Origin of the sequence: Extensimonas vulgaris (assembly GCF_003337425.1) — a bacterium.
Classification (GTDB): Bacteria; Pseudomonadota; Gammaproteobacteria; order Burkholderiales; family Burkholderiaceae_C; genus Extensimonas; species Extensimonas vulgaris.
Genome location: NZ_QPJU01000003.1, coordinates 112,454 through 138,202, shown reverse-complemented (window position 1 = coordinate 138,202; position 25,749 = coordinate 112,454). Strand labels below are relative to the sequence as shown.

At 66.8% G+C, this 25,749-nt stretch carries 20 protein-coding genes; 9 read left to right on the top strand and 11 right to left on the bottom strand.

The window, feature by feature from the left end:
• Position 1: 1 nt before the first annotated feature.
• From DFR45_RS06205 to DFR45_RS06180, 6 genes are all read left to right on the top strand, one after another.
• Positions 2-538, top strand: a complete 537-nt coding sequence (locus DFR45_RS06205; RefSeq protein WP_241659285.1) for a YbaK/EbsC family protein — start codon at positions 2-4, stop codon at positions 536-538.
• Positions 539-542: 4 nt separating this feature from the next.
• Complete coding sequence (locus DFR45_RS06200) at positions 543-863, top strand: DUF1289 domain-containing protein (protein ID WP_114482838.1); 321 nt, start codon at positions 543-545, stop codon at positions 861-863.
• Complete coding sequence (locus tag DFR45_RS06195; RefSeq protein WP_114482837.1) at positions 860-1,498, top strand: 2-hydroxychromene-2-carboxylate isomerase; 639 nt, start codon at positions 860-862, stop codon at positions 1,496-1,498. Before DFR45_RS06200 ends, DFR45_RS06195 begins: the two co-directional genes overlap by 4 nt.
• 193 nt (positions 1,499-1,691) lie before the next feature.
• Positions 1,692-3,350 (top strand): MFS transporter, encoded by a 1,659-nt coding sequence (locus tag DFR45_RS06190; RefSeq protein ID WP_114482836.1) that lies wholly within the window; start codon positions 1,692-1,694, stop codon positions 3,348-3,350.
• 321 nt (positions 3,351-3,671) lie between these two features.
• Positions 3,672-4,691, top strand: coding sequence for a porin (locus tag DFR45_RS06185; RefSeq protein WP_114482835.1), 1,020 nt, complete (start codon positions 3,672-3,674; stop codon positions 4,689-4,691).
• 199 nt (positions 4,692-4,890) lie between these two features.
• Positions 4,891-11,262 carry an excinuclease ABC subunit UvrA gene (locus tag DFR45_RS06180; RefSeq protein ID WP_114483020.1) on the top strand — a complete coding sequence of 2,124 codons (6,372 nt, stop codon included), beginning with the start codon at positions 4,891-4,893 and terminating at the stop codon, positions 11,260-11,262.
• A 701-nt stretch (positions 11,263-11,963) separates the two neighbouring features.
• On the opposite strand, the gene DFR45_RS06175 is transcribed toward DFR45_RS06180, so the two are convergent.
• Together DFR45_RS06175 and DFR45_RS06170 are read right to left on the bottom strand one after the other, a co-directional pair.
• Positions 11,964-12,581 (bottom strand): glutathione S-transferase family protein, encoded by a 618-nt coding sequence (locus DFR45_RS06175; protein ID WP_114482834.1) that lies wholly within the window; start codon positions 12,579-12,581, stop codon positions 11,964-11,966.
• A 47-nt stretch (positions 12,582-12,628) separates the two neighbouring features.
• Positions 12,629-13,348, bottom strand: a complete 720-nt coding sequence (locus DFR45_RS06170) for a glutathione S-transferase family protein (RefSeq protein ID WP_114482833.1) — start codon at positions 13,346-13,348, stop codon at positions 12,629-12,631.
• 125 nt (positions 13,349-13,473) lie between these two features.
• Between DFR45_RS06170 and otnI the strand changes: the two genes are divergently transcribed.
• The 3 genes from otnI (at position 13,474) to DFR45_RS06155 (ending at position 15,234) form a co-directional block, all read left to right on the top strand.
• Entirely contained in the window at positions 13,474-14,328 is an 855-nt protein-coding gene (gene otnI / locus DFR45_RS06165) for a 2-oxo-tetronate isomerase (RefSeq protein WP_114483019.1), read from the top strand.
• Positions 14,329-14,389: 61 nt separating this feature from the next.
• On the top strand, positions 14,390-14,716 hold the full coding sequence (locus DFR45_RS06160) for a type II toxin-antitoxin system TacA family antitoxin (RefSeq protein WP_114482832.1): 327 nt from the start codon (positions 14,390-14,392) through the stop codon (positions 14,714-14,716).
• On the top strand, positions 14,713-15,234 hold the full coding sequence (locus DFR45_RS06155; RefSeq protein ID WP_114482831.1) for a GNAT family N-acetyltransferase: 522 nt from the start codon (positions 14,713-14,715) through the stop codon (positions 15,232-15,234). The genes DFR45_RS06160 and DFR45_RS06155 overlap by 4 nt, the downstream gene beginning before the upstream one ends.
• A 59-nt stretch (positions 15,235-15,293) precedes the next feature.
• Here the strand turns inward: DFR45_RS06155 and DFR45_RS06150 are convergent, their stop codons facing one another.
• The 9 genes from DFR45_RS06150 to DFR45_RS06110 all read right to left on the bottom strand — a co-directional run bounded on the left by DFR45_RS06150 (position 15,294) and on the right by DFR45_RS06110 (position 25,681).
• Complete coding sequence (locus DFR45_RS06150; RefSeq protein WP_114482830.1) at positions 15,294-16,490, bottom strand: MFS transporter; 1,197 nt, start codon at positions 16,488-16,490, stop codon at positions 15,294-15,296.
• A gap of 35 nt (positions 16,491-16,525) precedes the next feature.
• Positions 16,526-18,988, bottom strand: coding sequence for a putative bifunctional diguanylate cyclase/phosphodiesterase (locus DFR45_RS06145; RefSeq protein ID WP_114482829.1), 2,463 nt, complete (start codon positions 18,986-18,988; stop codon positions 16,526-16,528).
• An 18-nt stretch (positions 18,989-19,006) separates the two neighbouring features.
• Complete coding sequence (locus DFR45_RS06140; RefSeq protein ID WP_144686927.1) at positions 19,007-20,281, bottom strand: ABC transporter substrate-binding protein; 1,275 nt, start codon at positions 20,279-20,281, stop codon at positions 19,007-19,009.
• Positions 20,282-20,407: 126 nt separating this feature from the next.
• The gene (locus DFR45_RS06135) at positions 20,408-20,860 is read right to left on the bottom strand and encodes a PaaI family thioesterase (RefSeq protein WP_114482827.1); all 453 of its coding nucleotides are present in this window, start codon (positions 20,858-20,860) and stop codon (positions 20,408-20,410) included.
• A gap of 31 nt (positions 20,861-20,891) precedes the next feature.
• Positions 20,892-22,058 carry an acyl-CoA dehydrogenase family protein gene (locus DFR45_RS06130; RefSeq protein ID WP_114482826.1) on the bottom strand — a complete coding sequence of 389 codons (1,167 nt, stop codon included), beginning with the start codon at positions 22,056-22,058 and terminating at the stop codon, positions 20,892-20,894.
• Positions 22,059-22,204: 146 nt separating this feature from the next.
• Positions 22,205-23,017: an enoyl-CoA hydratase-related protein gene (locus DFR45_RS06125; protein ID WP_114482825.1), complete on the bottom strand. Its 813-nt coding sequence runs from the start codon at positions 23,015-23,017 to the stop codon at positions 22,205-22,207.
• Between the two features lie 84 nt (positions 23,018-23,101).
• Positions 23,102-24,235, bottom strand: a complete 1,134-nt coding sequence (locus tag DFR45_RS06120; RefSeq protein ID WP_114482824.1) for a CaiB/BaiF CoA transferase family protein — start codon at positions 24,233-24,235, stop codon at positions 23,102-23,104.
• 130 nt (positions 24,236-24,365) lie between these two features.
• Positions 24,366-25,157 (bottom strand): citryl-CoA lyase, encoded by a 792-nt coding sequence (locus DFR45_RS06115; protein WP_114482823.1) that lies wholly within the window; start codon positions 25,155-25,157, stop codon positions 24,366-24,368.
• 35 nt (positions 25,158-25,192) lie between these two features.
• Positions 25,193-25,681 (bottom strand): MaoC/PaaZ C-terminal domain-containing protein, encoded by a 489-nt coding sequence (locus DFR45_RS06110; protein ID WP_114482822.1) that lies wholly within the window; start codon positions 25,679-25,681, stop codon positions 25,193-25,195.
• Positions 25,682-25,749: the final 68 nt, after the last annotated feature.

Genomic DNA, 25,749 nt, shown 5'->3' with positions numbered 1-25,749 from the left:
GATGATGCAGCCAGACCAGAATACGCCGAAACTCCCCGAGGGCGTTCAGCGCGTCAGCGTGCAGCTGCAGGCGCTGGGGCACGCGCATTTGCCGCGCATGCTCGACGATGCGGCGCGCACGGCGCAGCAGGCGGCGGATGCGCTGGGCATTCTCGTCGGGCAGGTGGCCAAGAGCATCATCTTCCGGCGCAAGAGCGACGATGCCGCGGTACTCGTGATCACCTCGGGCGACCGGCGCGTCGATGAGCGCAAGGTGGCGGCGCTCGTGGGCCCCATAGGCCGCGCCGACGCCGACTTCGTCAAGGCGCGCACGGGCTTTTCGATTGGCGGCGTGGCGCCGATCGCGCATGCCACGCCGCCCGTGACGCTGATCGACCGTGATCTGCTGCGCTTTGCCGAGGTCTGGGCCGCCGCAGGGCATCCGCACGCAGTGTTCCCGCTGCACCCGAGTGAGCTGCAGCGCTGGACGGGCGCCCCCGTTGTGGACGTGGTGGTCGATGCTGCTTCCGATGGGGCAGCTGGCTCAGCCAAACAATGAACCCATGAACGCCGAAGAAACTACCAAACCCATAGCTGCCCGCGCAGGCCTGTTGGCGTCTGCGGGCTATTTTGATGCAGATTCCGACGAGGTCATCCCCTCGCCTTGCATCTCGGTGTGCCGCATGGCGCCCGACCAGAGCCATTGCGAAGGCTGCTTTCGCACCGTGGCCGAGATCCGGGCCTGGGCCAGCGCCGATAGCGCCGCACGCTTGGCCATCTGGGCGCGGCTCGCGCAGCGCGCAGGTTTTGTTTTTCCTGCGCGCGCCGAGAGCCCTGCACCGCAAACCCACCCCGCCGAAGGCTCCTCGGCCGGCAAGCCATGAAGCACATCACCTTTTACCTCGACTTTCTCTCACCCTACGCCTGGCTCGCGTTCGAGCGCCTGCCGCTGGAACTGGAAGGGCTGAGCTACAGCGTGCGCTACCGGCCCGTGCTGCTCGGCGCGCTGCTCAAGCAGCACGGCAATCCGGGGCCGGGCGGCATCACGCCCAAGCGCGACTGGACGTTCCGCCACGTGGCCTGGCTCGGGCATGCGCTGGGGATTCCGCTCAAGATGCCGGCGCGCTTTCCGTTCAGCCCGCTGCCGCTGCTGCGCCAGGCGCTGGCCTGCAGCGACGACGGCAGCGTCAACCGCTTCGTCACCGGCACGGTGTTGCGCCATGTGTGGGCGGATGGGCAGGACGCGCTCGACCCGCAGCGCCTTGAGGCGCTCGCGCAGGCGCTGGCCGAGCAGACGCGCCCCGGCCAGAGCAGCACGAGCGAAGCGCCCAAGGCGCTGCTGCGCGCCAACACCGACGCCGCGATCGCGCAGGGCGTGTTCGGCGTGCCGGCCTTCGTCGTCGATGACAAGCTGTTCTGGGGCCTGGACAGCCTGCCCATGCTGCGCGCCTACCTCACGGGCGACGCCTGGTTCGACGGCCCCGACTGGGACGCCGTGCGCCAGTTGCCGACGGCGTGAAGGCCGCAGGCAGACGGTCTCCCGGGCCAATTCTCACATCATGAAATCAGCGCTGCGGGTTTGACCTGAGATTGTCAGAGCCTCGTCAGTTTGGCGTCAGAGTCGGGTCAGCGGTAGCCCGAAAAATGCCATGGCTCGCGTTGGGCGTTTGGCCCCGGCGCGGATCGCATGGCTTTTTTGAGGAGACAAATCCATGGCAACCCATCCCGCCCCCCGTCCCATGACGGCCGAGGAGAAGAAGGTCATCTTCGCCTCGTCGCTCGGCACCGTGTTCGAGTGGTACGACTTTTACCTGTACGGCTCGCTGGCGGCCATCATCGCCAAGCAGTTCTTCAGCGGCCTCGACGAAGGCTCGGCCTTCATCTTTGCGTTGCTGGCCTTTGCGGCCGGCTTCATCGTGCGGCCCTTCGGCGCGCTGGTGTTTGGCCGTTTGGGCGACATGATCGGGCGCAAATACACCTTTTTGGTGACCATCCTGATCATGGGTCTCTCGACCTTCATCGTCGGTATCCTGCCCAACTACGCGAGCATCGGCGTGGCTGCGCCGGTGATTTTGATCGCCCTGCGCCTGCTGCAAGGTCTGGCGCTCGGTGGTGAATACGGCGGCGCCGCAACCTACGTGGCCGAGCACGCGCCGCACGGCAAGCGCGGCGCCTACACCGCGTGGATCCAGACCACCGCGACGCTGGGGCTGTTCCTGTCGCTGCTGGTGATCCTGGGCACGCGCACGGTGACGGGCGAGCAAGCCTTTGGTGATTGGGGCTGGCGCATTCCGTTCGGCGTGTCCATCCTGCTGCTGGGCATTTCGGTGTGGATTCGCCTGTCGCTGTCCGAGTCGCCCGCGTTCCAGAAGATGAAGGCCGAGGGCAAGACCTCGAAGGCGCCGCTGTCCGAATCCTTCGGCCAGTGGAAGAACCTGAAGATCGTGATCCTTGCGCTGGTCGGCATCACCGCAGGCCAGGCCGTGGTCTGGTACACGGGGCAGTTCTATTCGCTGTTCTTCCTCACGCAACAGCTCAAGGTCGATGCCGTCACGGCGAACCTGATGATCGCTGCCGCGCTGCTGATCGGCACGCCGTTCTTCGTGGTGTTTGGCGCGCTGTCGGACAAGATCGGCCGCAAGCCCATCATCATGGCGGGTTGTGCACTTGCGGCCCTGACCTACTTCCCGACCTTCAAGGCGCTGACCGAAGCCGCCAACCCCGACCTCGCGGCCGCACAGGCCAAGAGCAAGGTGGTGGTCGTGGCCGACCCGGCGGAGTGCTCGTTCCAGTTCAACCCCACGGGCACGGTGAAGTTCACGAGCTCGTGCGACATTGCCAAGCAGGTGCTGGCCGCCAATTCGGTGAGCTATGAAAACGAGGCCGCGCCCGCAGGCACGCCCGCAGTGATCAAGATCGGCGACGTGGTGATCCCGAGCTTCTCTGCCAAGGGCCTGCCGCCCGCCGAAGCCAAGGCCAAGGAAGCCGAGTTCAAAAAGGCCGTGGTCGAGACGCTCAAGGCCGAAGGCTATCCGACCAAGGCCGACCCCGCAAAGATGAACAAGGGCATGATGATCGCCCTGCTGACCTACCTCGTGCTCCTCGTGACCATGGTCTATGGCCCGATCGCCGCGATGCTGGTGGAGCTGTTCCCCACGCGCATCCGCTACACCTCGATGAGCCTGCCCTACCACATCGGCAACGGCTGGTTCGGCGGCCTGCTGCCCACGACCTCGTTCGCGATCGTGGCGCAGACGGGCAACATGTACAACGGCCTGTGGTATCCGATCATCATCGCCGCGATCACGGCCGTGGTGGGCACGCTGTTCGTACCTGAAACCAAAGACGTGGACATCTACGCGAACGACTGACGCGCGCCCTGCTCTGCAGCCCCTGTGCAGCCGCCCCATGGAGACAGGCCCGGTGCCTGTGGCCATGGGGTTTTTCCATGGCAGGAAGTTGCAGCGGCAGGCAACGCACAGATTTGGTGCAAACCTGTTTGGACGCCCATGAATCGCGCGCAAATGTTGTAAATGGACATCAAACATGCACCAACTGTCATCAAACCTTCAATAAATCTTCTTCATTTTCACGTTTTTCTCTACCATCGCGTCCGCGTAAAAGCAGGAATGGACAAGCCAAAAACCCATGCCATTCTTTTCAACAACCAATCTTCGTTCGGAGGAAGTCCCATGAAAACCATGACCCGCATCGCCCTCGCAGCGCTGGCCGTGGCCGGCAGCAGCGCTGTTCTGGCCCAGAGCAACGTGACGCTCTACGGCCGTATCAACACCTCGATCGAGCGCGAAAAGATCGGCGACACCACGACCACCAAGATGAACAACAACGCCTCGCGCTTCGGCTTCAAGGGCGTGGAAGACCTGGGCGGCGGCCTGAAGGCCGGCTTCCAGCTCGAAAGCGGGTTTGATTCGAGCACGGGCGCGCAATCGAGCTCGAGCTTCTTCGGCCGCCAGAGCGAAGTGAACCTCTCGGGCAACTTCGGCATGGTACGCATGGGCCGCTGGATTGCCGAGTCGTACTTCGCCGTGGCTGACTACGGTGTGCTCGACGCCCCGAACTACGACACCGGCAACGCTTCGGACGCGCTGTATGGCTACATGATGCGCGACGTCAACAAGGTGGCTTACCGCACTCCGCTGTTCGCCGGGCTGACGGTGGAAGGTGCCGTTTCGCTGAACGAGCGCCAAAACACGGCATTTACCGATCCGACCGTCCCATCCCGCAGCATCCAAACCGCCAAGAACGCCTACGATCTGGCAGCCAACTGGGAAAATGGCCCGATCGCACTGGGCGCTGGCTACACCAAGGTGGGCGACGCGAACCAGTTCGGCTTGCGTGCCCATTACACCTGGGGGCCGTTCCAGATCGGCGGCTATTACCAGCATGTCAAAAATTACGATAACGACTACCTGATCAATGCTGGTTCCCGCAACGTCTATCGCATCACTGGCGGCTATGCCTTTGGAGCATCCGACGTGGCCCTGGGCTTTGCGCACACGACCAAGCTCGACCACGTGGCCGACAGCGATGCCAACCAGATCATCCTGGGCTACAACTACAACTTCAGCAAGCGCACCAAGGTGTACGCGATTTACACCCGGGTGGACAACAAGGCTGGCGCGCGCTACGGCACCTACATCACGGGTGCTGACCTGAACACCTTCGGCGTCGGTCTGTCGCACAACTTCTGATTGCCCGGCTGCGCACATGGCCCTCAGTGGCCATGTGCTTTTTTTCATCATTGCGAATCTTCCTGCCTTGCAGTCCAGCGGCTGCAAGGTTTTTTTTCGCCGGCCGGAACGCAAGGGCGCGCAAAAACATGCGCCCCCAAGGACTTTGCCCCGCTCCTACAATGCCCCGCCTCAACCACAGCACATCCCCATTGCAGCCATGACCCAGGGACTGATACGCATCCGCGGCGCACGCCAGCACAAGCTGCAGAACCTCGACCTCGACCTGCGCACGGGCGAGCTCACCGTGGTCACGGGGCCGAGCGGCTCGGGCAAGTCGAGCCTGGTGTTCGACACGCTCTACGCCGAGGGTCAGCGGCGCTATGTGGAGACCTTCAGCGCCTACGCGCGCCAGTTTCTCGACCGCATGGACAAGCCCGCGGTGGACAAGGTCGAGGGCGTGCCGCCGGCGATCGCGATCGACCAGACGAACCCCGTGCGCAGCTCGCGCTCCACCGTGGGCACGATGACCGAGCTCAACGACCACCTCAAGCTGCTGTTCGCGCGTGCGGGCCGGCTGTTCGACCGGCAGACCGCGCTGCCCGTGCAGCACGACACGCCCGAGAGCATCTACGCTGAGCTGCAGCGGCGCTGCGCCGCCGAGGATGCGCGCATCGTGCTCACCTTTGCCGTGACCGTGCCCGCGGGCACGCCGCCCGAGCAGATCGAGCAATGGCTGTCGGCGAGCGGCTTTACCAAGGTGCAGGCCGAGCGCGAGGAGCCCGGCGCGCCGGGGCAGGCGCCCGTCAAGGTGCTCGACGTGGTGGCCGACCGCTTTCGCTGGAGCGTGGCCGACAAGGCGCGCGTGGTCGAGGCGATCGAGCTCGCGCTGCAGCGCGGCGGCGGGCAGCTCACGGTGTACCGGCTGGGCGCCGGCGGCAAGGCTGAAGGCGAGGCCGGGCACCAAACCGAGGGCAATGGCGATGGCAAAAATGTTGGTGCGCCCGAGCGCTGGCGCTTTTCCAGCGGCCTGCACTGCCCCGACAGCGGCCTGCACTACCACGAGCCGCTGCCGTCGATGTTCTCGTTCAATTCCGCCGTGGGCGCGTGCCCGACTTGCCGGGGCTTTGGCCGCGTGATCGGCGTCGATTGGGACCTGGTGATCCCCGACGACAAGCTCACGCTGCGCGCCGGTGCGATCAAGCCCATACAGACGCCCGCCTGGAAAGAGGTGCAGGCCGACCTGCTGCGCCACGCCGAGGCTGCGGGCATCCCGCGCGACACGCCCTGGAACCGACTCACGCCCGAACAGCAGCACTGGGTGCTGCAGGGCGCGCCGGGCTGGGCGGGCCAGTGGCAGAAGCAGTGGTACGGCATCCAGCGCTTTTTCGACTACCTCGAAAGCAAGGCGTACAAGATGCACATCCGCGTGCTGCTGTCCAAATACCGCAGCTACACGCCCTGCCCGGCCTGCGGCGGCGCGCGCCTGCACACTGAGAGCCTGCTGTGGCGCGTGGGCAGCAAGGCCGCGGCCGACGCCGTGCTCGAACCTGCGCAGCGCTTCATGCCCGTGGGCCTGCCCTGGGGCCGCGCGCAGCTCGAGGCGCTGCCGGGCCTGTGCCTGCACGACCTGATGCTGCTGCCCATCGTGCGGCTGCGGCGCTTTTTCGCGCTGCTCACAGAAGAATTGCAGCAGGCGCAAAACGCTTCTGAATCAGGAGCTGCTAGCGCACCATCCACGGGCGCCAAGGGCGGATTTGACCTCAAATCGCACGGCGAGGCGCAGGCGCTGCGCCTGCTGTACGACGAGATCAGCACGCGCCTGCGCTACCTGTGCGACGTGGGCATAGGCTACCTCACGCTCGACCGGCAAAGCCGCACGCTCAGCGGCGGCGAGGTGCAGCGCATCAACCTGACCACGGCGCTGGGCACCTCGCTGGTCAACACGCTGTTCGTGCTCGACGAGCCCAGCATAGGCCTGCACCCGCGCGACATGCACCGCATCACCGAGGCCATGCTGCGCCTGCGCGACGCGGGCAACACGCTCGTGGTGGTGGAGCACGACCCGGCCGTGATGCTCGCGGCCGACCGCGTGATCGACATGGGGCCGGGCCCGGGCGCGCAGGGCGGGCGCATCGTCTTCGACGGCAGCCCCGCGGCGCTGCGCCAGGCCGACACGCTCACGGGCGCGTACCTGAGCGGGCGCAAGCAGGTCGGCTTCGGCTTCAAGCGCCGCGTGACCGAGGCCACGCCGCGCCTGATCCTCGAAGGCGCCCGCGCGCACAACCTGCAGAACGTGACGGTGGAGTTTCCGCTGCAGCGCATGGTCACGGTGACGGGCGTGAGCGGCTCGGGCAAATCGACGCTGATCCAGGACATCCTCGCACCCGCGCTGCTGCGCCACTTCGGCAAGCCCACCGAGCCGCCCGGCGCGCACGACAGGCTGCTCGGCGCCGACCACCTGAGCGACGTGGTCTTCGTCGACCAGTCGCCCATAGGCAAGACCGCGCGCTCCAACCCCGTGAGCTACGTCGGCGCCTGGGACGCCATCCGCGCCCTGTTCGCCGACGCACCGCTCGCGCGCCAGCGCGGCTACACCGCGGCCAAGTTCAGCTTCAACAGCGGCGACGGCCGCTGCCCCACCTGCGGCGGCTCAGGCTTCGAGCATGTCGAGATGCAGTTCCTCAGCGACGTCTATCTGCGCTGCCCCGACTGCAACGGCCAACGCTATCGCCCCGAAATCCTCGAAGTCACGATCGAGCGGAAATGGGGGTCAGATTCCAATTTTGCCGACGCTTCGGGCGCGCTCCAGAAATTGGGGTCAGATTCCAATTATTTTGGCGACCCTGAAGACGGGCAGAAATTGGAGTCTGACCCCAATTTGGCAGAAGAAGGCCGGACATCGGAATCTGACCCCCATTTCACCCATTTCAGGCGCCTGAACGTGGCGCAGGTGCTGGAGCTCACGGTGGGCGAGGCGGTGCAGGTGTTTGCGCAGGACCGCGAGGTGCTGCGCATGCTGCAGCCGCTCGTGGACGTGGGGCTCGGCTATCTGGCGCTGGGGCAGCCCGTGCCCACGCTGAGCGGCGGCGAGGCGCAGCGCCTCAAGCTCGCGGGTTTTCTGGCGCAGGCGGGCAAGAGCGCGTCGGCGAGCCGGCAGCCGCTCGCGCGCAAGGGCACGCTGTTTTTGTTCGACGAGCCCACCACGGGGTTGCACTTCGACGACATTGCCAAGCTCATGCGCGCGCTGCGCAAGCTCCTCGACGCGGGGCATTCGCTGATCCTGATCGAGCACAACCTCGACGTGATCCGCGCGAGCGACTGGCTGATCGACCTGGGCCCCGAAGGCGGCGACGCGGGCGGACGCATCGTGGCCGAGGGTACGCCCGAAGACCTGCGCCAGCACCCGAGCTCGCACACCGGCCAAGCGCTGCGCGACTACGACCAGACGCTGGGCCTGGGTTCAGGCGCCGTGCAGGAAGCGGCGCCGGGGCTCCCGAAACAAGAGCTATCAGCGCAAGAATCACGGGCGCTAGGAGCCTGTCGGACTTTGGGCGTCGATAGCGAGAATGCGCCCCAGCGAGGCCAGTTTTTGCCGGATTCGCCGCCCCATAGTGGTGCTATGGGGCAAGAAGCCGGTAAAAAATGGGCCGCTGCGGCGCATTCGCAGCCGACGATTCCAAAGTCCGACAGGCTCCTAGAGGCCAAAAACACCATAGACATCGTGAACGCCACCGAGCACAACCTGCAGCACCTGAGCGTGCAGATTCCGCGCGGGCGCTTCAACGTGGTCAGCGGCGTGAGCGGCTCGGGCAAATCGACGCTGGCCTTCGACATTCTGTTCAACGAGGGCCAGCGCCGCTACCTCGAAAGCCTCAACGCCTACGCGCGCAGCATCGTGCAGCCCGCGGGGCGGCCCGAAGTCGATGCGGTCTATGGCATTCCGCCCACGGTGGCGATAGAGCAGCGCCTCTCGCGCGGCGGGCGCAAGAGCACGGTGGGCACGAGCACCGAAATCTGGCATTTCCTGCGCCTGCTGTACGTCAAGCTCGGCGTGCAGCACTGCATCCACGACGGCGCCGCGGTGCAGCCGCAAACGCCCGAGCGCATCGCCGCGCAGCTGCTGCAGCAATACCGCGGCCAGCACATCGGCTTGCTCGCGCCGCTGGTGCAGGGGCGCAAGGGCATTTACACCGAGCTTGCCGAGTGGGCGCGCGCGCGCGGCTACAGCCATTTGCGCGTGGATGGCGAATTCGTGCCCACCGCGCCATTTCCGCGCCTCGACCGCTTCAAAGAACATAGCATCGAGCTGCCTGTGCTAAGCCTGCACGTGACGCCCGAGGCCGAAGACCTGCTGCGCGACGGGCTGGCGCGCGCGCTCGAATTCGGCAAGGGCGTGCTGCACGTGCTCGCGCCGCTCGACGGCCTGGCCGAAGCGCTGGCCGCGGGCGCCTCCACGGCCGGGGTCGGCACGCTGCAGGTGTTTTCCACCACGCGCGCCTGTCCGGTGTGCGCGACCAGCTATGCCGAGCTCGACCCGCGCCTGTTTTCGTACAACAGCAAACACGGCTGGTGCCCCGACTGCGTGGGCACGGGCGTGCTGCTGAGCAAGGAGCAGCGCAAGCTGTTCGACGATTCGCAGCGCGCCGACGACGCCAAGGGCCGCGAGCAGACCTTTGCCGAGCCCGAAGTCGAAGACCTGGCCGACACCGTCTGCCCAAGCTGCCAGGGCACGCGCCTGAACGCCACGGCGCGCGCGGTGCGGCTCGAATTGCCGGGCGCCGGGGCGCTCGCCACGACCGACGTCGGCACCGACGCCAGCACCCCGACCGACACCCCGGCCGACACCGCCACGCACGCCGGCATCGCCATCACCACGCTCGCGCGCCAGAGCGTGCGCGAACTGCGGCGCTGGTTCGCGGGGCTGCGGCTGCAGGGTCGCGCGGCCGAAATCGCGCGCGACCTGCTGCCCGAAATTCAAAGCCGCCTCGCCTTTCTCGAAGAAGTGGGCCTGGGCTACCTCACGCTGGACCGCGGCGCGCCCACGCTCAGCGGCGGCGAGGCGCAGCGCATCCGGCTCGCGGCGCAGCTCGGCAGCAACCTGCAGGGCGTGTGCTACGTGCTCGACGAGCCCACCATCGGCCTGCACGCACGCGACAACCGCGTGCTGCTGCGCGCGCTGCAGCAGCTGCGCGACCAGGGCAACACGCTGGTGGTGGTGGAGCACGACGAGGACACGCTGCGCGCCGCCGACCACCTCATCGACATTGGCCCCGGCGCGGGCCGGCGCGGCGGGCGCCTGGTGGCGCAGGGCAGCGCGCAAGACCTGGCCGCCGTGCCCGCATCGCAAACCGGGCGCTACCTGCTGCATGCCATGCGCCACCCGCTGCAGCCGCGCCGGCCCGTGCTGCCCGATCCGGCCTGGGAGGGCGGGCGCTCTGCAACGCCGCAAAACGCTACGGATAAAGAAGCTGCAAGCGCTGATTCCATCAGCGCAAAAGCCGAATTTGATGCCAAAAACGTGCAGCCCGCCGAGTGGCTCCGTCTCTACGGCGCACAGCTGCACAACCTGCAGCAGCTCGACGTGCGCGTGCCGCTGCGGCGCCTGGTCGCGGTCACGGGCGTGAGCGGCTCGGGCAAATCGACGCTCGCGCGCGAAGTGCTGCTGCGCAACGTGCAGGCCTGGGTGCAGCAGCGCAGCACGCGCGCCGGGCGCGAAGCCTTGGACGCGGGGCGCGCGCCGGCGCTCGTGGGCTGCACGGGGCTCGCGGGCTTCGAGAGCATAGACCGCGTGCTCGAAGTCGATCAGACCCCCATAGGCAAGACGCCGCGCAGCTGCCCCGCGACCTACATCGGCTTTTGGGACACGGTGCGCAAGCTGTTTGCCGGAACGCTCGAAGCCAAGGCGCGCGGCTGGGGGCCGGGGCGCTTTTCTTTCAACACCAGCGCGGGCCGCTGCACAAGCTGCGAAGGCCAGGGCATACGCACCATAGGCATGGCTTTTTTGCCCGACGTCAAAGTGCCGTGCGAAGCCTGCCACGGCGCGCGTTTCAACCCCGAGACGCTCACGGTGCGCTGGCGCGGCAAAAGCATTGGCGACGTGCTGCGCATGGAAGTCGATGAAGCGGTGGAATTCTTCGCGAGCATGCCCAGCATCGCGCACCCGCTGCAGCTGCTCCAGGACGTGGGCCTGGGCTACCTCACGCTGGGCCAGCCCAGCCCCACCCTTTCGGGCGGCGAGGCGCAGCGCATCAAGCTCGTGACCGAGCTCAGCAAGGTGCGCGACGAAGTCGGCCGCCGCGGGCAAAAGACGCCGCACACGCTCTACGCGCTCGACGAACCCACCGTGGGCCTGCACATGGCCGACGTGCGCCTGCTCATCAACGTGCTGCACCGCCTGGTCGATCACGGCCACAGCGTGCTCGTGATAGAGCACGACCTCGACCTGATCGCCGAGGCCGACTGGGTCATAGACCTGGGGCCCGAGGGCGGCGCCGAGGGCGGCCGCATCACCGCCGCAGGCACGCCCGAAGCCGTCGCCGAATTAGCGATCCCGACAGGCCAGGCGCTCGCGCCGGTGCTCGCGCGCTAGTGCAGTGTTCGACGCTATCTGCGACATAAAACCGCGTCTTTTCGGCCTGGGCCGCGTTGCAAATCCTCGCGATACCACCCGGTATCGCTGCGGTTTGCGCCTTGCCCAGACCAAAAATCCATCGGTTTTATTTGTCGCATCAAGCGTCAAACACTGCACTAGCGGCGCATGGCCATCGGTACAGCCGGGCCGCCATGGCCCATTCATCATCAGGACGCGGGCGGATCGTTCCCGGTCATTGCGAGGGCCGCAGGCCCGCGGCAATCCAAGCGGCTTTCGATGCAGCGCCTGCGTCCCTTGCTGAGCCCGGCCTGGATTGCCGCGCCCCTGCGGGGCTCGCAATGACGGGAGCTTTTCAGACCAAGGCCGAGCGCAGCGACGGCCCGTGCGGTATCCCCGCCCTTTCTGGCTGCGCCGAGGAGCGCAGCGCCCGGCGGATCAAGGGCGCGCGATGTTTGAGCGCAGCGAGTTTCGCGCGACCCCGCCGGGTGCGAGCACCGCAGGTTGCCCTGGGCGCCGAGCAGGCGCACAGGGACGCAGACAGCAGGGTCGCCTTCTTTTGCCTTCTTTTCTTGGCGAGACAAGAAAAGAAGGTGCGCCGCCGGGCGCACATCCCGGCACCCGCCATTGGCTCATTCACCTGCACAAATAATCGGAATCTGACCCCAATTACAGGAATCTGACCCCAATTACATGCAAACTCACACCCGCGCGCTCGGGCGCTCGGCGACGCGGTCGCGCCAGGCTTGGAGCGCGGCAAAGCCTTCGTCGGCGGGCTTGAACTTCATGAGCTTGGCGAATTCGATCGCGCAAAAGGCCGTGATGTCGGCGATCGTGAAGCGCTCGCCCGCAACCCAGGGCTGGCGCGCGAGCACTTCGTCGAACCAGCCTGCCACCTCGCGCACCTTGCGCGCCTGCGCGTGGCCGAAGTCGGGGAACTGCGGCTGCTCGAGCGGCGCGAGGCCCGGGTGCGTGTGGCGCACGCAATTCGCGATGTTGGCGAGCAAATACCACTCGGCGCGGCGGTCGGCCATTTCGATGAAGGCGCGCTCCTCGAAGTCACGCCCCATGAGGTTGGGCTCGGGGTGCAGGCCTTCGATGTAGGTGCAGATGGCGCGCGTCTCGGTCAGCACGCGGCCGTCGTCGAGCTCGAGCGCGGGCACCTTGGCCAGCGGGCTCTTGGCACGAAAGGCCTCGGTCTTGTGCTCCTGCGCGTTGAGGTCGATTTCCTGGAGCGGAATGTCGTGGATGCCTTTTTCGGCCAGGAACATGAGCACGCGGCGCGGGTTCGGGGCGCGCGCGGTGGTGTAGAGCAGCATTGTCGTCTCCTTGTTGGTGGGTGAATGGATGTCCGTGGGGATGAGCGTCAGCGTGCCGGCGGCGCAGCGTCTTTGGACTGGCCCATTTCGACCATGGCACGCGCCTCTTGTGCGAACTGCGCGGCTTTTTCGTCGCCGTCGCGCGTGAGGTCGATCTTGGACGGTGGGCGCTCGATGCCGCGCTGCACGGCGGGGCGCGCGCGGATGGCGTCGCGCCAGCGCTTGAGGTGCGGCAGGTCGTCGATTTCTATGCCCGACCAGCGGTGCGTGCGCACCCAGGCCCAGTTGGCGATGTCGGCGATCGAGTAGTCGCCCGCGAGGTATTCGTGGTCTTTGAGGTGGCCGTCGAGCACGCGAAACAGGCGCTTGCACTCGCCCTGGAAGCGGTCGATCACGGGCTGGATTTTTTCCGGGAAGTAGCGGTAGAACACGTTGGCCTGGCCCATCATGGGGCCCACGCCGCCCATCTGGAACATCAGCCACTGGATCACGCGCGAGCGGCCCTTGCGGTCGGTGGGCATGAGGCGGCCGGTTTTTTCGGCGAGGTAGATCAGGATCGCGCCGGACTCGAACACGGCAAAGTCGTCCTCGTCGTGATCGACGATCGCGGGGATGCGGCCGTTGGGGTTGATGGCGAGGAATTCGGGCGACTTCTGCTCGTTCTTGGCCAGGTCGAGCACCTTGAGCTCGTAGGGCAGACCGAGCTCCTCGAGCGCGATCGATACTTTGTGGCCGTTGGGCGTGCCGGCGGTGTAGAGGTCTATCATGGCTTGGCTCCGGTGGGTGGTTGGTGCGGGTCGGTGCGACGATCAACGATCATAGTCAAGCCCATCGGCAAATGCCGCTGCGCGTGCCCATTCCCCTGGTTTTCCCCGATCACGAGCCCTGCCCCATGCCCCGCTTTGCTGCCAATCTGAGCCTGATGTACGCCGAGCTGCCCTTTCTCGAGCGCTTTGCCGCCGCCGCGCGCGACGGTTTCACGGCCGTGGAGTGCCAGTTTCCCTACGCCTTCGAGGCGAGCGCGCTGGCCGCGCAGCTGGCCGCGCACGACCTGCAGCTCGTGCTGTTCAACGCGCCCGCGGGCGGCACGCAGCGCAGCGCCATGGCCGAAGCCTGGGCGCAGGGCCTGCGCGGCACGGCGGCGCTGCCGGGGCACGAGGCCGAATTCCGCGCCGGCGTGCTGCAGGCGCTCGAATATGCCGAGGTGCTGCACTGCCCGCGTATCCACGTGATGTCGGGCATTGCGCCACCGGGCTGCGCAGAAGCCGAGCGCGCGGTGCTGCTGCAGCAGCTCGCTTCCAACCTGCGCTGGGCCGCAGCGCAGGCCGCTCAGTGCGGGCGCGAAGTGCTGATCGAGCCCATCAACCCGCGCGACATGCCGGGCTACGTGCTGAACCGCCAGGCGCAGGCGCACGCGCTGCTCGACGCCGTGCAGGCACCCAACCTCAAGGTGCAAATGGACTTGTACCACTGCCAGATCGTCGAGGGCGACCTGAGCACCAAGCTGCGCCAGTACCTGCCCACGGGCCGCGTGGGGCATATCCAGATCGCCGGCGTGCCCGAGCGCCACGAGCCCGACCTGGGCGAGCTCAACTACCCCTACCTGTTCGCGCTGATCGACGCGCTGGGCTGGGACGGCTGGATAGGCTGCGAATACCGCCCCGCGGGAGACACCTCGCAGGGGCTCGGGTGGCTGCGGCGCATGGGGGAGTGCCAGCATGGCAGCGGACCGCCGTGCGCAACTTGATGAGGGCTTGACTTGTACGGCTTATTGCCGGACAATTTTCGTTCTTTCGGAGATTGCTACCATGTCCTCGGTCGCCACCGGCTCTCGCCCAACGCCCCCTGTCGCTCCTCGCACCGGCGCCCGCGCCACTGCCCGGCTCGAAGCCCGCATCAGCCCCGAACTGCAGACCTTGCTCAGGCATGCCGCCGAACTACAAGGGCGCAGCGTGACCGACTTCGTCGTGGCTGCCGTTCAGGATGCCGCGCAGCGCGCCATCGAACAAGCCACGGTCTTGCAGCTTTCGCTCGCCGACCAGGAATGCTTCGCCCAGGCGCTGCTCTCGCCGCCACCGCCCACTCCGGCGCTCGAGCGCGCAGTGCAGCGGCGGCGCGCACTTTTGCAAGAATGAGCGGCACACCGTTTCGGCTGGCTGCGCTCGCGGCTGCCCACGAGCGCGTCACCTTCGACAGCGGCTCCGCGGCCCTGGATCGTTATTTGCGCGAACAAGTCACGCAGGACCAGCGTCGCCGCGTGGCTGCCTGCTTCGTGGCCCTGGACGAGGGCCAGCGCATCGCCGGCTACTACACGCTGGCAGCGGCGAGTCTGCTGCTGGCCGCGCTCCCTGCGCAGATCGCCAAAAAGCTGCCGCGTTACCCCACAGTACCAGCGGTGCGCCTGGGGCGGCTTGCAGTCGACCGGCACTTCCAAGGCCAAGGGCTGGGCGGCGCGTTGCTGGCCGATGCGCTCGAGCGCTCCCTGCGCTCGGAAATCGCCGCCCACGCCATGGTGGTGGACGCCAAGGACGAGGCGGCGGTGGCCTTTTACCGTCACCACGGATTCATCGCCCTACCGGAGTCACCTCGTACCTTGTTTCTGCCCTTGGCAAGCTTTCAGGCGGCGCGCAATTCCTCTTCACCTGCGGCGTGAAGCCATCGAAAATTACAAGACAAAATACCGTTTCACGCAGGCGCAGCAAGCGCAAGCAGCTACTGTTTCGCAAGCATCCTCTGGCGCGCGGCGAGCCACAGCAAACCCAGCGCCACGAGCGCGATGGGCGCGAGCGAGCCGTAGTTGAGCAGCACCCAGCCCTGCGTGGTCACGAGCGCGCCCGAGGAGAATGAGGTCACGGCCATGGTGGCGAAGACGAAGAAGTTGATCGCCGCCTGGGCGCGGTCTTTTTCTTCGGGGCGGTAGGCCCGCACGGCGAGCGTGGTGCTGCCCGTGAACAGAAAGTTCCAGCCCACGCCGAGCAAAAACAGCGCCACGCCGAAATGCCGCAGCTCCAGCCCCGCCAGCGCCACGCCCACGCAGGCGAGGTTGAGCAGCACGCCCACGGCCATGATGCGCACGGCGCCCCAGCGCTCGATCAGGCGCCCCGTAAAGAAGCCCGGCGCGAACATGCCGATCACGTGCCACTGCAGCACCTGGGCCGCGTCGTCGAAGCTGAAGCCGCACACCTGCATGGCCAGCGGCGTCGCGGCCATGAGCAGGTTCATGACGCCGTAGCCCAGCGCCGCACCGAGCACGGCCACGGCAAACGCGGGCTCGCGCAGCAACTCGGCCACGCTGCGGCCTGGGGCAGGTGCTGCGGCGGCCGCGCCCTTGTGCGCGGAGGATGGCTGTGCAGCCGCAGGAAAGCGTATGCCCGCCATGCAGGCCATGGACAGCAGCGCCACGCCGACCAGCGCCAGGTACGCGCCCGCAAACGGCACGGCAAACAGCGTGCGCGTGACGCGCGCCAGGTAGGGCCCGGCCACGGCGCCGATCAGGCCGCCCGCGAGCACGAGCGAGACGGCGCGCTCGCGCGCCTGCGGCGGTGCCAGCTCCACCGCGGCAAAGCGGTACAGCTGCGCATTGGCGTTGTAGTACCCCGCGACCACGGTGGCCGCGCACAGCAACCAGAACTGCCGGCCCACCGCCGCCCAGGCGCACAGCAGCGCCGACAGCAGCGCCACCAGCAGCCCCGCCTGGAACGAAGCCTTGCGCCCCCACAGCGCCTGACTGCGCGCCACCAGCGCGGTCGAAAGCGCGCCGCCGACCACGTAGCCCATCACCGGCAGCGTGGCCATCCAGCCCTGCGGCGCAAGCTGCAGCCCCACGAGTCCGTTGATGGCGATGAAGACGACGTTGTTGGTCAGAAAAAGACCCTGGCACAGCGCCAGCAGGGCAAGGTTTTGGTTCATGGATAAGAAAAAAATGGCTCGGCGGTACGTGTTTTTCAGCCCGCCGCGCGCAGCGCCTGCATTTGCGCCTCGAACTCCGCCAGCGGCACGGGACGGCCGAAGTGGTAGCCCTGGTAGGCGTGGCAGCCCACGCGGGCCAGAAACTCGCGCTGCTCCGCGGTCTCCACGCCCTCGGCGATCACGCCCAGGCCCATGGTCTGCGCCAGGGCGACGATGGACTGCGCGAGCGCGGCGGCGCTGGGGTCGCCGAGCACGTCGCGCACGAACGACTGGTCGATCTTGAGCTGATCCAGCGGCAGGCGCCGCAAGTAGGCGAGCGAGGAATAACCGGTGCCAAAGTCGTCGAGTGCAAAGCGCACGCCGCGCGCCTTGAGGGCCTGCATTTTTTCGATCGCATCTTCGACGTTGCTCACCAGCATGCTCTCGGTGAGCTCGAGCTTGAGGCGCTGCGGATTCGCGCCCGTTTCATCGAGCACCTGCAGCACCTGCGCGACGAAGTCTGCCTGGCGCAGCTGCTGCGCGCTGAGGTTGACCGCGAGTGTGAGCTGTGCGGTTTCGGGTTGACCGGCCCACGCGGCGAGCTGCACGCAAGCCGCGTGCAGCACCCACTGGCCTATGGGCAGGATCAGGCCCGTCTTTTCGGCCAGCGGGATGAAGGCGGCGGGCGAGACCATGCCGCGCTGCGGGTGCTGCCAGCGCAGCAGCACCTCGGCGCCCGTGGCGCGCCCTGCGCCATCGACCTGCAGTTGGTAATGCAATGTGAGCTGCCCCTGCGGCAGGGCCTCGCGCAGGTCTTTTTCGAGCGCCATGCGCGCGCGCACGGCACTGGCCATCTCGGCGTCGAAAAAACGCAGCGCATTGCGCCCCGCGTCCTTGGCCTGGTACAGGGCCATGTCGGCCTGCTTGAGCAGTTCTTCGACCGACGTGTCGCGTCCGTGCAAGAGCGTGGCGCCTATGCTCGCGGTGCAGTGAAAGACCATGCCGTCGAGGCGGTAGTTCTGGTTCAAGGCCTCGAGCATGCGCGCGCCCACGGTTTCGACGAGGTGCACGACCGCCGCTTCGCTCGCATTCTGCAGGGGCAACAGCACCAGGAATTCATCGCCGCCCGCGCGCGCCACCATGTCCTCGGGGCGCACGCTTGCGCGCAGGCGCTGCGCCGCCTGCTGCAGCAGCAAGTCGCCTATGTCGTGCCCGGCGGTTTCGTTGATGGCCTTGAAGTCGTCGAGGTCGATGAACAGCAGCGCGCCGCAGGTGCCACTGTCGCAAGCCCCGCCGCTGCAACACGCCATGGTCTGGCGCAGGCGCTCGAGCAGCTGCGTGCGGTTGGGCAGGCCTGTCAAGGCATCGAAATAGGCGAGCCGGTACACCTGCTCCTGCGCCTGCTTGCGCTCGGTGATGTCGGCGTAAATGCCGAGCAAGCCCGAAACCTGGCCTGCAGCGTCGCGCAGCGGCACCTTGGAGGTGCTGAGCCAGATGGTGCGGCCCTCGGGCGTGGTCTGCGGCTCCTCGTAGTCGAGCTTGGGCTGGCCGCTCGCCATGACCTGCTGATCGTCGGCACGGTAGGCCTGGGCCTGGTCGCGCCAGGGCAGCTCCTCATCGGTCTTGCCTATGAGCTGCTCGGGTCGTTGCGCGCCGGCGTCGCGCGCGAACTGGGTGTTGCATCCCATGATGCGCGAGTCGCGGTCTTTCCAGAACACGCGGATGGGCGCGTTTTCGATCACGGAGGCGAGCAGTTCTTTCTGCGCGCGCAGCGCTTCGACATGGCGCTGCTGCTGCGCGAGCAGGCGGGCGAGTTGCTCCGTCATCGCGTTCACGCCGCGCTGCAGCAGGCCGAGCTCGTCATGGCCCGTGACGGGAATGCGCGCATCGAGCTCGCCCTGTTCGACGCGCTTCAAAACCCGCAACGACTGATCGACACGCCGCGTGATCAGCCGCCGCGCAAACAGCACGATGGCCACCGATGTGAGCACGATGAACAGCAGCGAGCCTGCGAATCCACCCCAGGCAATGGCGCGCTGCGTGGCCACGAGCGGCGCGGTGCTCACCGTGAGCACTGTGGTGTAGGTGGGCGCAACATCGGCAGCGCTGCGCGGGCGCAAAACGAAGGTGAGCGCTTCGCCGCGCGCGACGAAGCGATCCTCGGGCGCACCGGGCGCGAGCCATGCAGCGTCCCAACCCGACACCTGCGCGGCCAGACGCCCGAGCTGCGCCGGGTTGCTCGCCACGATGACGCGGCCGTTGCCGCCGATCACCATGCCTTCGAGGTAAGGCAGGCCCACGAGGTCGGACATGATCGGCGGCCGCGCCACCATGCCTATAGGCAAGTCTTCGGCAGCGATCATGTGCCCGATCTGGTGCAGGCGCGCATAGGTGCGCTCGGCGATCGCGCGGCTGAAGCGGTCGATGTAGAACCAGCCGAGCGCACCGAAGGCCAGCACTTCGATCGCGATCACCACAAGCGCGATACGACCGATCAGACCGAGATGAAATTTCTTCATCGCACGTCGATTCGCGCATCAAGGCGCATAGCGCGGCATGCTGGCCAGAGGCTCAAGTTGCGTCTTGCCTTCGGGCACGTAGCGTACCTGCGCGGGTGGCAGGTGGCCGAGGATCACCTGGCTGAGCTCGGGCCGGTCGGGGCGCGGCTTCCAGGTGGCGATGTAGATGGTCTGCTGCAGATGGTGGCTCTGCGGATCCATATAGGCGTCGTCGTGCTGCATGCGCTCGCGCGCGCTCCAGCGCATGCCCTCGAGCGCGCGGATCAGCGCGTGGTTGTCGGTGCTGCCGGTGCGCTCCATGGCCGAGAGCAGCGCCTTGGTGGCCAGGTAGGCGGCGTGGGTCACGTCGCCGGGGTAGGGCAGCCGCTGGGTGTGGCGATAGCGCTCGCGGTAGCGCGCCACGAACTGCGCCGTGCCCGGCGTGTCGAGGTTCCAGGCCCAGGTGGTGCCGTAAAGCGGGCGCGGCGTGCCGGGCGCGGGGTAGAGCTCCTCCCAATCGACCTCGCCGACGACCCAGGACTGCGCCTCGAACACCGCGGGGTCGATTTGCGCGAACAGGCGGATCTGGTTGCTGCCGCTGACGTTGACCGCCACCACGTCGGCAGCAATGGCTGCAACCTGCCGCAGCGCGCCCGCCGGGTCTGGCAGCGCGACCGGCACCAGCACTTCGCCCACCACGCTGCCGCCGTATTCGGCCACGATGGCGCGCGAAGCGGCGGCGTTGCTGCGGCCCCAGTCGTTGTCTTCGGTGAGCAGCACCACGCGCTTGCCGGGGCGCTGCGCCAGCGCGTACTGCAGCAGGGCCCGGTTGAAATTGGCGCCGTTGGCGTCGAACGTGAATTTGCTGCGGTGCGCGTTTTCGACCGATTCGGACGGCGCGGACGAATTGGTGTTGATGAACAGCACGCCGTACTGCTGGCAGACCGCGGACATGCTCGCGGCTACGCCCGAATCGATGGCGCCGAGCAAAAAGCCCACCTTGCTCTCGGTGATGAGCTGCTGCGCCACCTGCGCCGCGCGCGCCTTGTCGAGCGTGGGGTCACGCGCGACCAGCACCACCTCGCGCCCGAGCACGCCGCCGCGCGCGTTGAACTCCTCGATGGCCATCTCGGCGCCGCGCCGATCGGCTTCAGCGTGCAGCGCGAAACGCCCGCTCGTGGGCGCGACATGGGCGATCACGAGCGGCGCTTTGGCGGCCGCAGGCACAGCCGCAGACGTCTGCGCCCATGCCACGCAGGCCATGAAAAGGCCCATGCCCAGCAAAGCCCACGAACGTAACAATGTCTTTTTCACGATGGCCGCAAGTTTAACCAGCGGTAACTGCGTGCGGCGCGAAACTTCTGGTTCGCATCCGCTCCTTGCAGGCACATCAGCTTTGATCTCGGTGAAACTGCCTGCTACTGCGCCAACGGCCGTTTTTTACCCCATGCGCGCAATGCGTATCGCCAGCACCTCGCCGCTCACGCAGCGCTCGCCGTCGCTCAGGACGTCGGTGTGCACGAGGTATTTGCGGCCCTCGACCTTGGCGATGCGCGCGCGCAGCTCCACCTCGCGCATGGGCACGGGCTTGTGGTACTTGATCGTCATCGTGCCCGTGACCATGAAAAGCTCAGGGTCGAACGCGTCCTCATGCCCGGCCTGGCGGTTGGCCCAAGCGATGGCGGCGTTGAGCGAGTGGCAGTCGATCAGGCTCGCCGAGATGCCGCCGTAGAGAAAGTTGGGCGGGCCGGTCATGTAGTGCTTGGGCGTCCAGCGGCAGACGACTTCGTCGCCCTCCCAAAAGCTGTGGATCTGCAGCCCGTAGGGGTTGTCCGGCCCGCAGCCGAAGCAGTGGTTGGGGCGGAGTTTTTCTTGAATGTAGGTGCCGCTCATGGAGTCCTTTTTCGCAAAAAGTGGGTGGAGATCAGCTCTGCGAACCTATGCGCATGATCTTCGCCAGGATGCCGAGCATGACTTCGTCGGCGCCGCCGCCGATCGAGGCGATGCGCCCGTCGCGGTACATGCGCGACACCTTGTTTTCCCAGGTGAAACCCATGCCGCCCCAGAACTGCAGGCAGGTGTCGGGCACGATGCGGTTCAGGCGTCCGGCCTTGAGCTTGGCCATGGTGGCCCACTCGGTCACGTCTTCGCCGGCGACGTAGTGCTCGCACGCCTGGTACACCAGCGCTCGCAGCGCCTCGACCTCGGCCTTGAGCTCGGCGAGCTTGAACTGCACCCACTGTTTGTCAGCCAGCGCGCCGCCGAACAACTTGCGCTCCTGCGCCCATTCGATGGTCCACTGGATGCAGTTGGTGAGCGACTGCAGGCAGCTCGCCGCGGCCCACAAGCGCTCCTCCTGGAACTGCTGCATCTGGTAGATGAAGCCCTTGCCCTCCTCGCCGATGCGGTAGCGCTGCGGCACGCGCACCTCGTCGAAGTAGATCAGACCCGTGTCGCTCGCGTTCATGCCGATTTTCTTGATCTTGCGCGCGACCTCGATGCCGGGGCGCAGCTTGCCGTTTTCGCGCATGGGCACCATGACCAAGGTTTTGTTCTTGTGGATGGGGCCATCGCCGGTGTTGACCAGCATGCACATCCAGTCGGCCTGCAGGCTGTTGGTGATCCACATCTTCTGGCCGCTGATGACGTAGTCGTCGCCGTCCTTGCGCGCGCGGCTCTTGATGCCCGCCACGTCGCTGCCCGCGCCGGGCTCGGACACGCCGATGCAGCCCACCATGTCGCCCGCGATCGCGGGTGCGAGGAACTGCCGGCGCAGCTCGTCGCTGCCAAAGCGCGCGAGCGCCGGCGTGCACATGTCGGTTTGCACGCCGATGGCCATGGGAATCGCGCCGCACTCGATGTGCCCGAGCGCCTCGGCCATGGCCACGCTGTAGCTGTAGTCGAGCCCCGCGCCGCCGTATTCCTGCGGTTTGGTGAGCCCGAGCAGGCCCAGGTTGCCGAGTTTTTTGAAGACCTCGTGCGCGGGGAAGATTTCGGCCTCCTCCCATTCATCGACATGGGGGTTGATCTCGTCGTCGATGAAGCGCTTGAGGGTCTGCTGGATTTCGCGGTGTTCGTGGGTGTAGCGCATGGTGGGTCTCCTGGGTGGGCTAAATGCTACGTTTTTGATTGTGAATTTATACCTATAAAAATGCCAACTAGCGCTTTATATCAAAGCGCAATCAGCTCCTTTTTTGATTGCATTTTCTAGAAATTTGGACGGTTGGCGCACGGTGCTCACGCCTTGTCGCTGTGCTTGCGGCGCCAGGCCGGGGCGCGTTTTTCGTAGAAGCTCGTGAGGCCCTCGCGGGCTTCGTCGGTTTCCCAGAAGTCGGCGAGGCGATCGACGGTGTAGATCAGGTTGTCGGCCATGTCGTGCGCGAGCACGTACTGCACCAGTTTTTTCGTCATCTGCACCGCGCCCGGGGCGCAGGCGAGCGCGAGGTCGATTTCGGCGTTCACGGCCTGGTCGAGCTCGGCCGCAGGGACGACCTCGTGCACCAGGCCGTAGCGCTGCGCCTCGGCGGCGCTCATGATCTTGCCGTTCAAGAACACGCGGCGCGCGTAGCTCGGGCCGAGCTTGGCTGCGACATAAGGTGAAATGGTCGCGGGCACCAGGCCCAGGCGCACTTCGCTGAGCGAAATCTTGGCGCTGTCCACGGCCACGACCACGTCGCAGATCGAGATCAGTCCGACGCCGCCGCCGTAGGCCGAGCCGTTGATGCGGCCGATGATGGGGCGCCCGAAGGTGTCGAGCCGCGCGAGCACATGGGCCAGCGGCATGCCGCTGCGGATGCGGCTCGCGCGGTTTTGCTCGCGCTGGCTTTGCTGCCAGCGGAAGTCGCCGCCTGCGCAGAAGCTCTCGCCCGCGCCGCTGAGCACCACCACGCGCGCCGTCGGGTCGGCCTCTATGGTGTCGAGCGCTTGGTCGATTTCCTCGAACATGGTGGGGTTGAGCGCGTTGTGCATGTCGGGGCGCGCGAGCGTGAGGCGCGCGACCCCGAGCGCGTCGATGTCCAGGTGGATGGTTTCGAATGTTGGACTTGCCATGAGAGCTCCTTGGCCGTGCGGCGGGGGTTGGAAAGCGAATCTGCCATGCAATGGGTGGCGCGCGTGTGTGGGGGGCGGATTGAATCAGCGCGTGGCGAGCGCTTGCAGCACCTCGGCCTGGTGCGCGCCGAGCGCGGGCACGCCCTGCGCCACGCCTGCGATGCCCTGCATGGGCACGGGGAAGGCGATCATCTGCGCGTTGCCTATGTGCTGCACCAGCCCGCGCGCCTTGAGCTGCGGATCGTCGGCGAGGTCGTCGAGCGTGTTGAGCGGGCCGAAGGGCACGTCGGCGCGCTCGAGCAGCGCGGCCCAGTGCGCGTAGCTCTGCGTGGCGATGCGCTGCGCGAGCGCGGCGGTGATGGCTTCGTAGGCCTGGCTGCGCGTGGCGAAGTCCTCGTAGGCCGGGTCGGCAAACTCTTTCAGTTCGAGCGCCTGCACGAGGCGGCGCCAGAACGGCGTCTCGATCGCGCCAATGGTGATGTAGCGCTGGTCTTGGGTGCGGAAGATGCCGTAGCCGGGGTGGTTCATGAGCCTGGACTTGTCGAACACTTCGCCCTTTTGCCGCGCCTCGTTCCACACGCCCAGGCGCGGCACGACCCAGCTCGCGAGCGCGTCGGTGATGGCCACGTCGAGGTACTGGCCCTTTTGCGTGCGGGCGCGGCTGTGCAGCGCGCCGAGGATGCTCACGAGCGCGTACATCGCCGCGGCGAGGTCGCCCACGGGGATGCCGATGCTGTAGTCGGGCTCGCTGCCGTGGCCCGAGAGCGCCACCACGCCGGCGATGCCTGCGTAGTTGAGGTCGTGCCCCGGCCACAGGCGCGCCGGGCCGGTCTGGCCGTAGCCGCTGATCGAGCAATAAATGAGGCGCGGGTTGAGCGCGCTGAGGCTCGCGTAATCGATGCCCAGGCGCGTCGTGACGCCGGGGCGGTAGCCCTCGATGAGCACGTCGGCCTGCTGCGCGAGCTGCTGGAGCGTGGCGCGGTCGGCGTCGGTCTTGAGGTCGAGCACGATGCTTTTCTTGCCGCGGTTCACGGCGGCAAACAGCCCCGGGAACATGCCGCGCGCGTTGTCGCCGCCGGGGCGCTCGACCTTGATCACGGTCGCGCCCATTTCGACCATTTGCTGCGTGGCGTAGGGGCCGGGCAGCAGTTCGGTCAGATCGAGCACGGTCAGGCCCGCGAGCGGGGCGGGGGCAGAGGCGGAAGCGGCGAAGTTCATGGAGTTTTTCAAAGCAGTGGCAAAAAGGGAATGGTGGTTCGGGGGGGGGGTGGCCGTCAGGTGCGGCGGTGGAATGCGGGCAAGCGAAGATGGGCAACGCCATCGTGCGCAGGACGGCGCCGCGCCATCCTCAGTTGCGCGGCGCGAGGCCGGCGAGCTGGGCCGAGTCGTCCTGCGCGAGGATCAAGTCCCAGATTTTTTGCCCGAGCGGCTTCGCGGCCTCGTCCATGAGGTGCGCGAGCAGCCCGGCCGAGCGCCCGATCAGCGCAAACGCGCGCGCCCAGATCGGCGCGAGGCCCATGTCCGAGACGCTCGCGCCCACGGCGCCCGCGGCGTTCATGGGCAGCAGGCGGCCGTATTCGTCCTTGGCGGCCTGTTCCACCGCGCACATGAAGCGCCAGTGCTTGCCGTCGAAGCCGTTGTCGCGCGCGATCTGGCGCAGCCGCGGCGTGCGCGGGTCGCCGTGGATGTGGATGGGGTGGCCCATGCCGGGCAGGATGCGCTTGGCCGCGCGGTAGCTTTTGACCACGCTGCGCGCCTGCGCGGCCACTTCGGCGTCAGGCGACTCGAGCGTCAGGCTGCCGATGTGGTCCTGTGCGAACTGCGCGGCGTTTTGCATGGTGCCGAGAAAGTGGTTGCCCGCGCCGAGCAGCCCGGCGGCCACCGCGCCCTGCAGCGACTCGGGCGCGCCCAGGATGGTCATGCGCGCGGCGATCGCGCTGGGCGTGAGGCCGTGGTCGGTCGCGGTGACGATGATCGCGTTCATCATCGCGCGCAAGGGGGCGCTCGGCTCCTGGCCCGTGGCGGTGAAATAAATCATGTCGATGAAGTCCATCTTGCCGAGGATGTCTTCGCTCAGATTGCGGCCGCGCACGAAGATCTGGTCTTGCGTGGTAAAGCCGATGTCGGTCTTGATGCTCATAGGGCGGGGCTCCAAAACGAGGGAAAACGGACGCTTCACACCTCGACGGGCCGGCGCCGCACGAGCAGCTTCCACACGCCCTCGACCACGACTTCGCCACGCTGGTTGACCACCTCGCGGCGGAACGCGACCACGCCGCGGTCGGGCTTGGAGGTGGCGGTTTTCTCGGCCACGAAGACGCGCACCTGCACGGTGTCGCCGATGAAGGTCGGCTTGGGGAAGCGGCACTGGATGTCGAGCAGCCCCATCAGGTTGGGCTCGAGGTGCTGGTTCAGCAGCATGCGCGTGACCAGGCCCGACATCACCGCGAGCACCAGCAGCCCGTGCGCGATGCGCTGGCCGTAGGCCGTGCCCTTGGCGTATTCGGCATCGACGTGCAGGCGGTTGAAGTCCGCCGACAGGCAGGCAAAGTTGACCACGTCGGCCTCGGTGATGGTGCGCGTGGGGCTGTCGAAAAAGTCACCCACGTTCAGGTCTTCAAAAAAGAACGGGCGGGCTTGCAAGGCGGGGGCGGGGATGTTCATGCAAATTCCTCACACAATTTAGATAAAAAACGGCTTTCGTGTAGATGTACCAAGCGCTACCAGCTCTT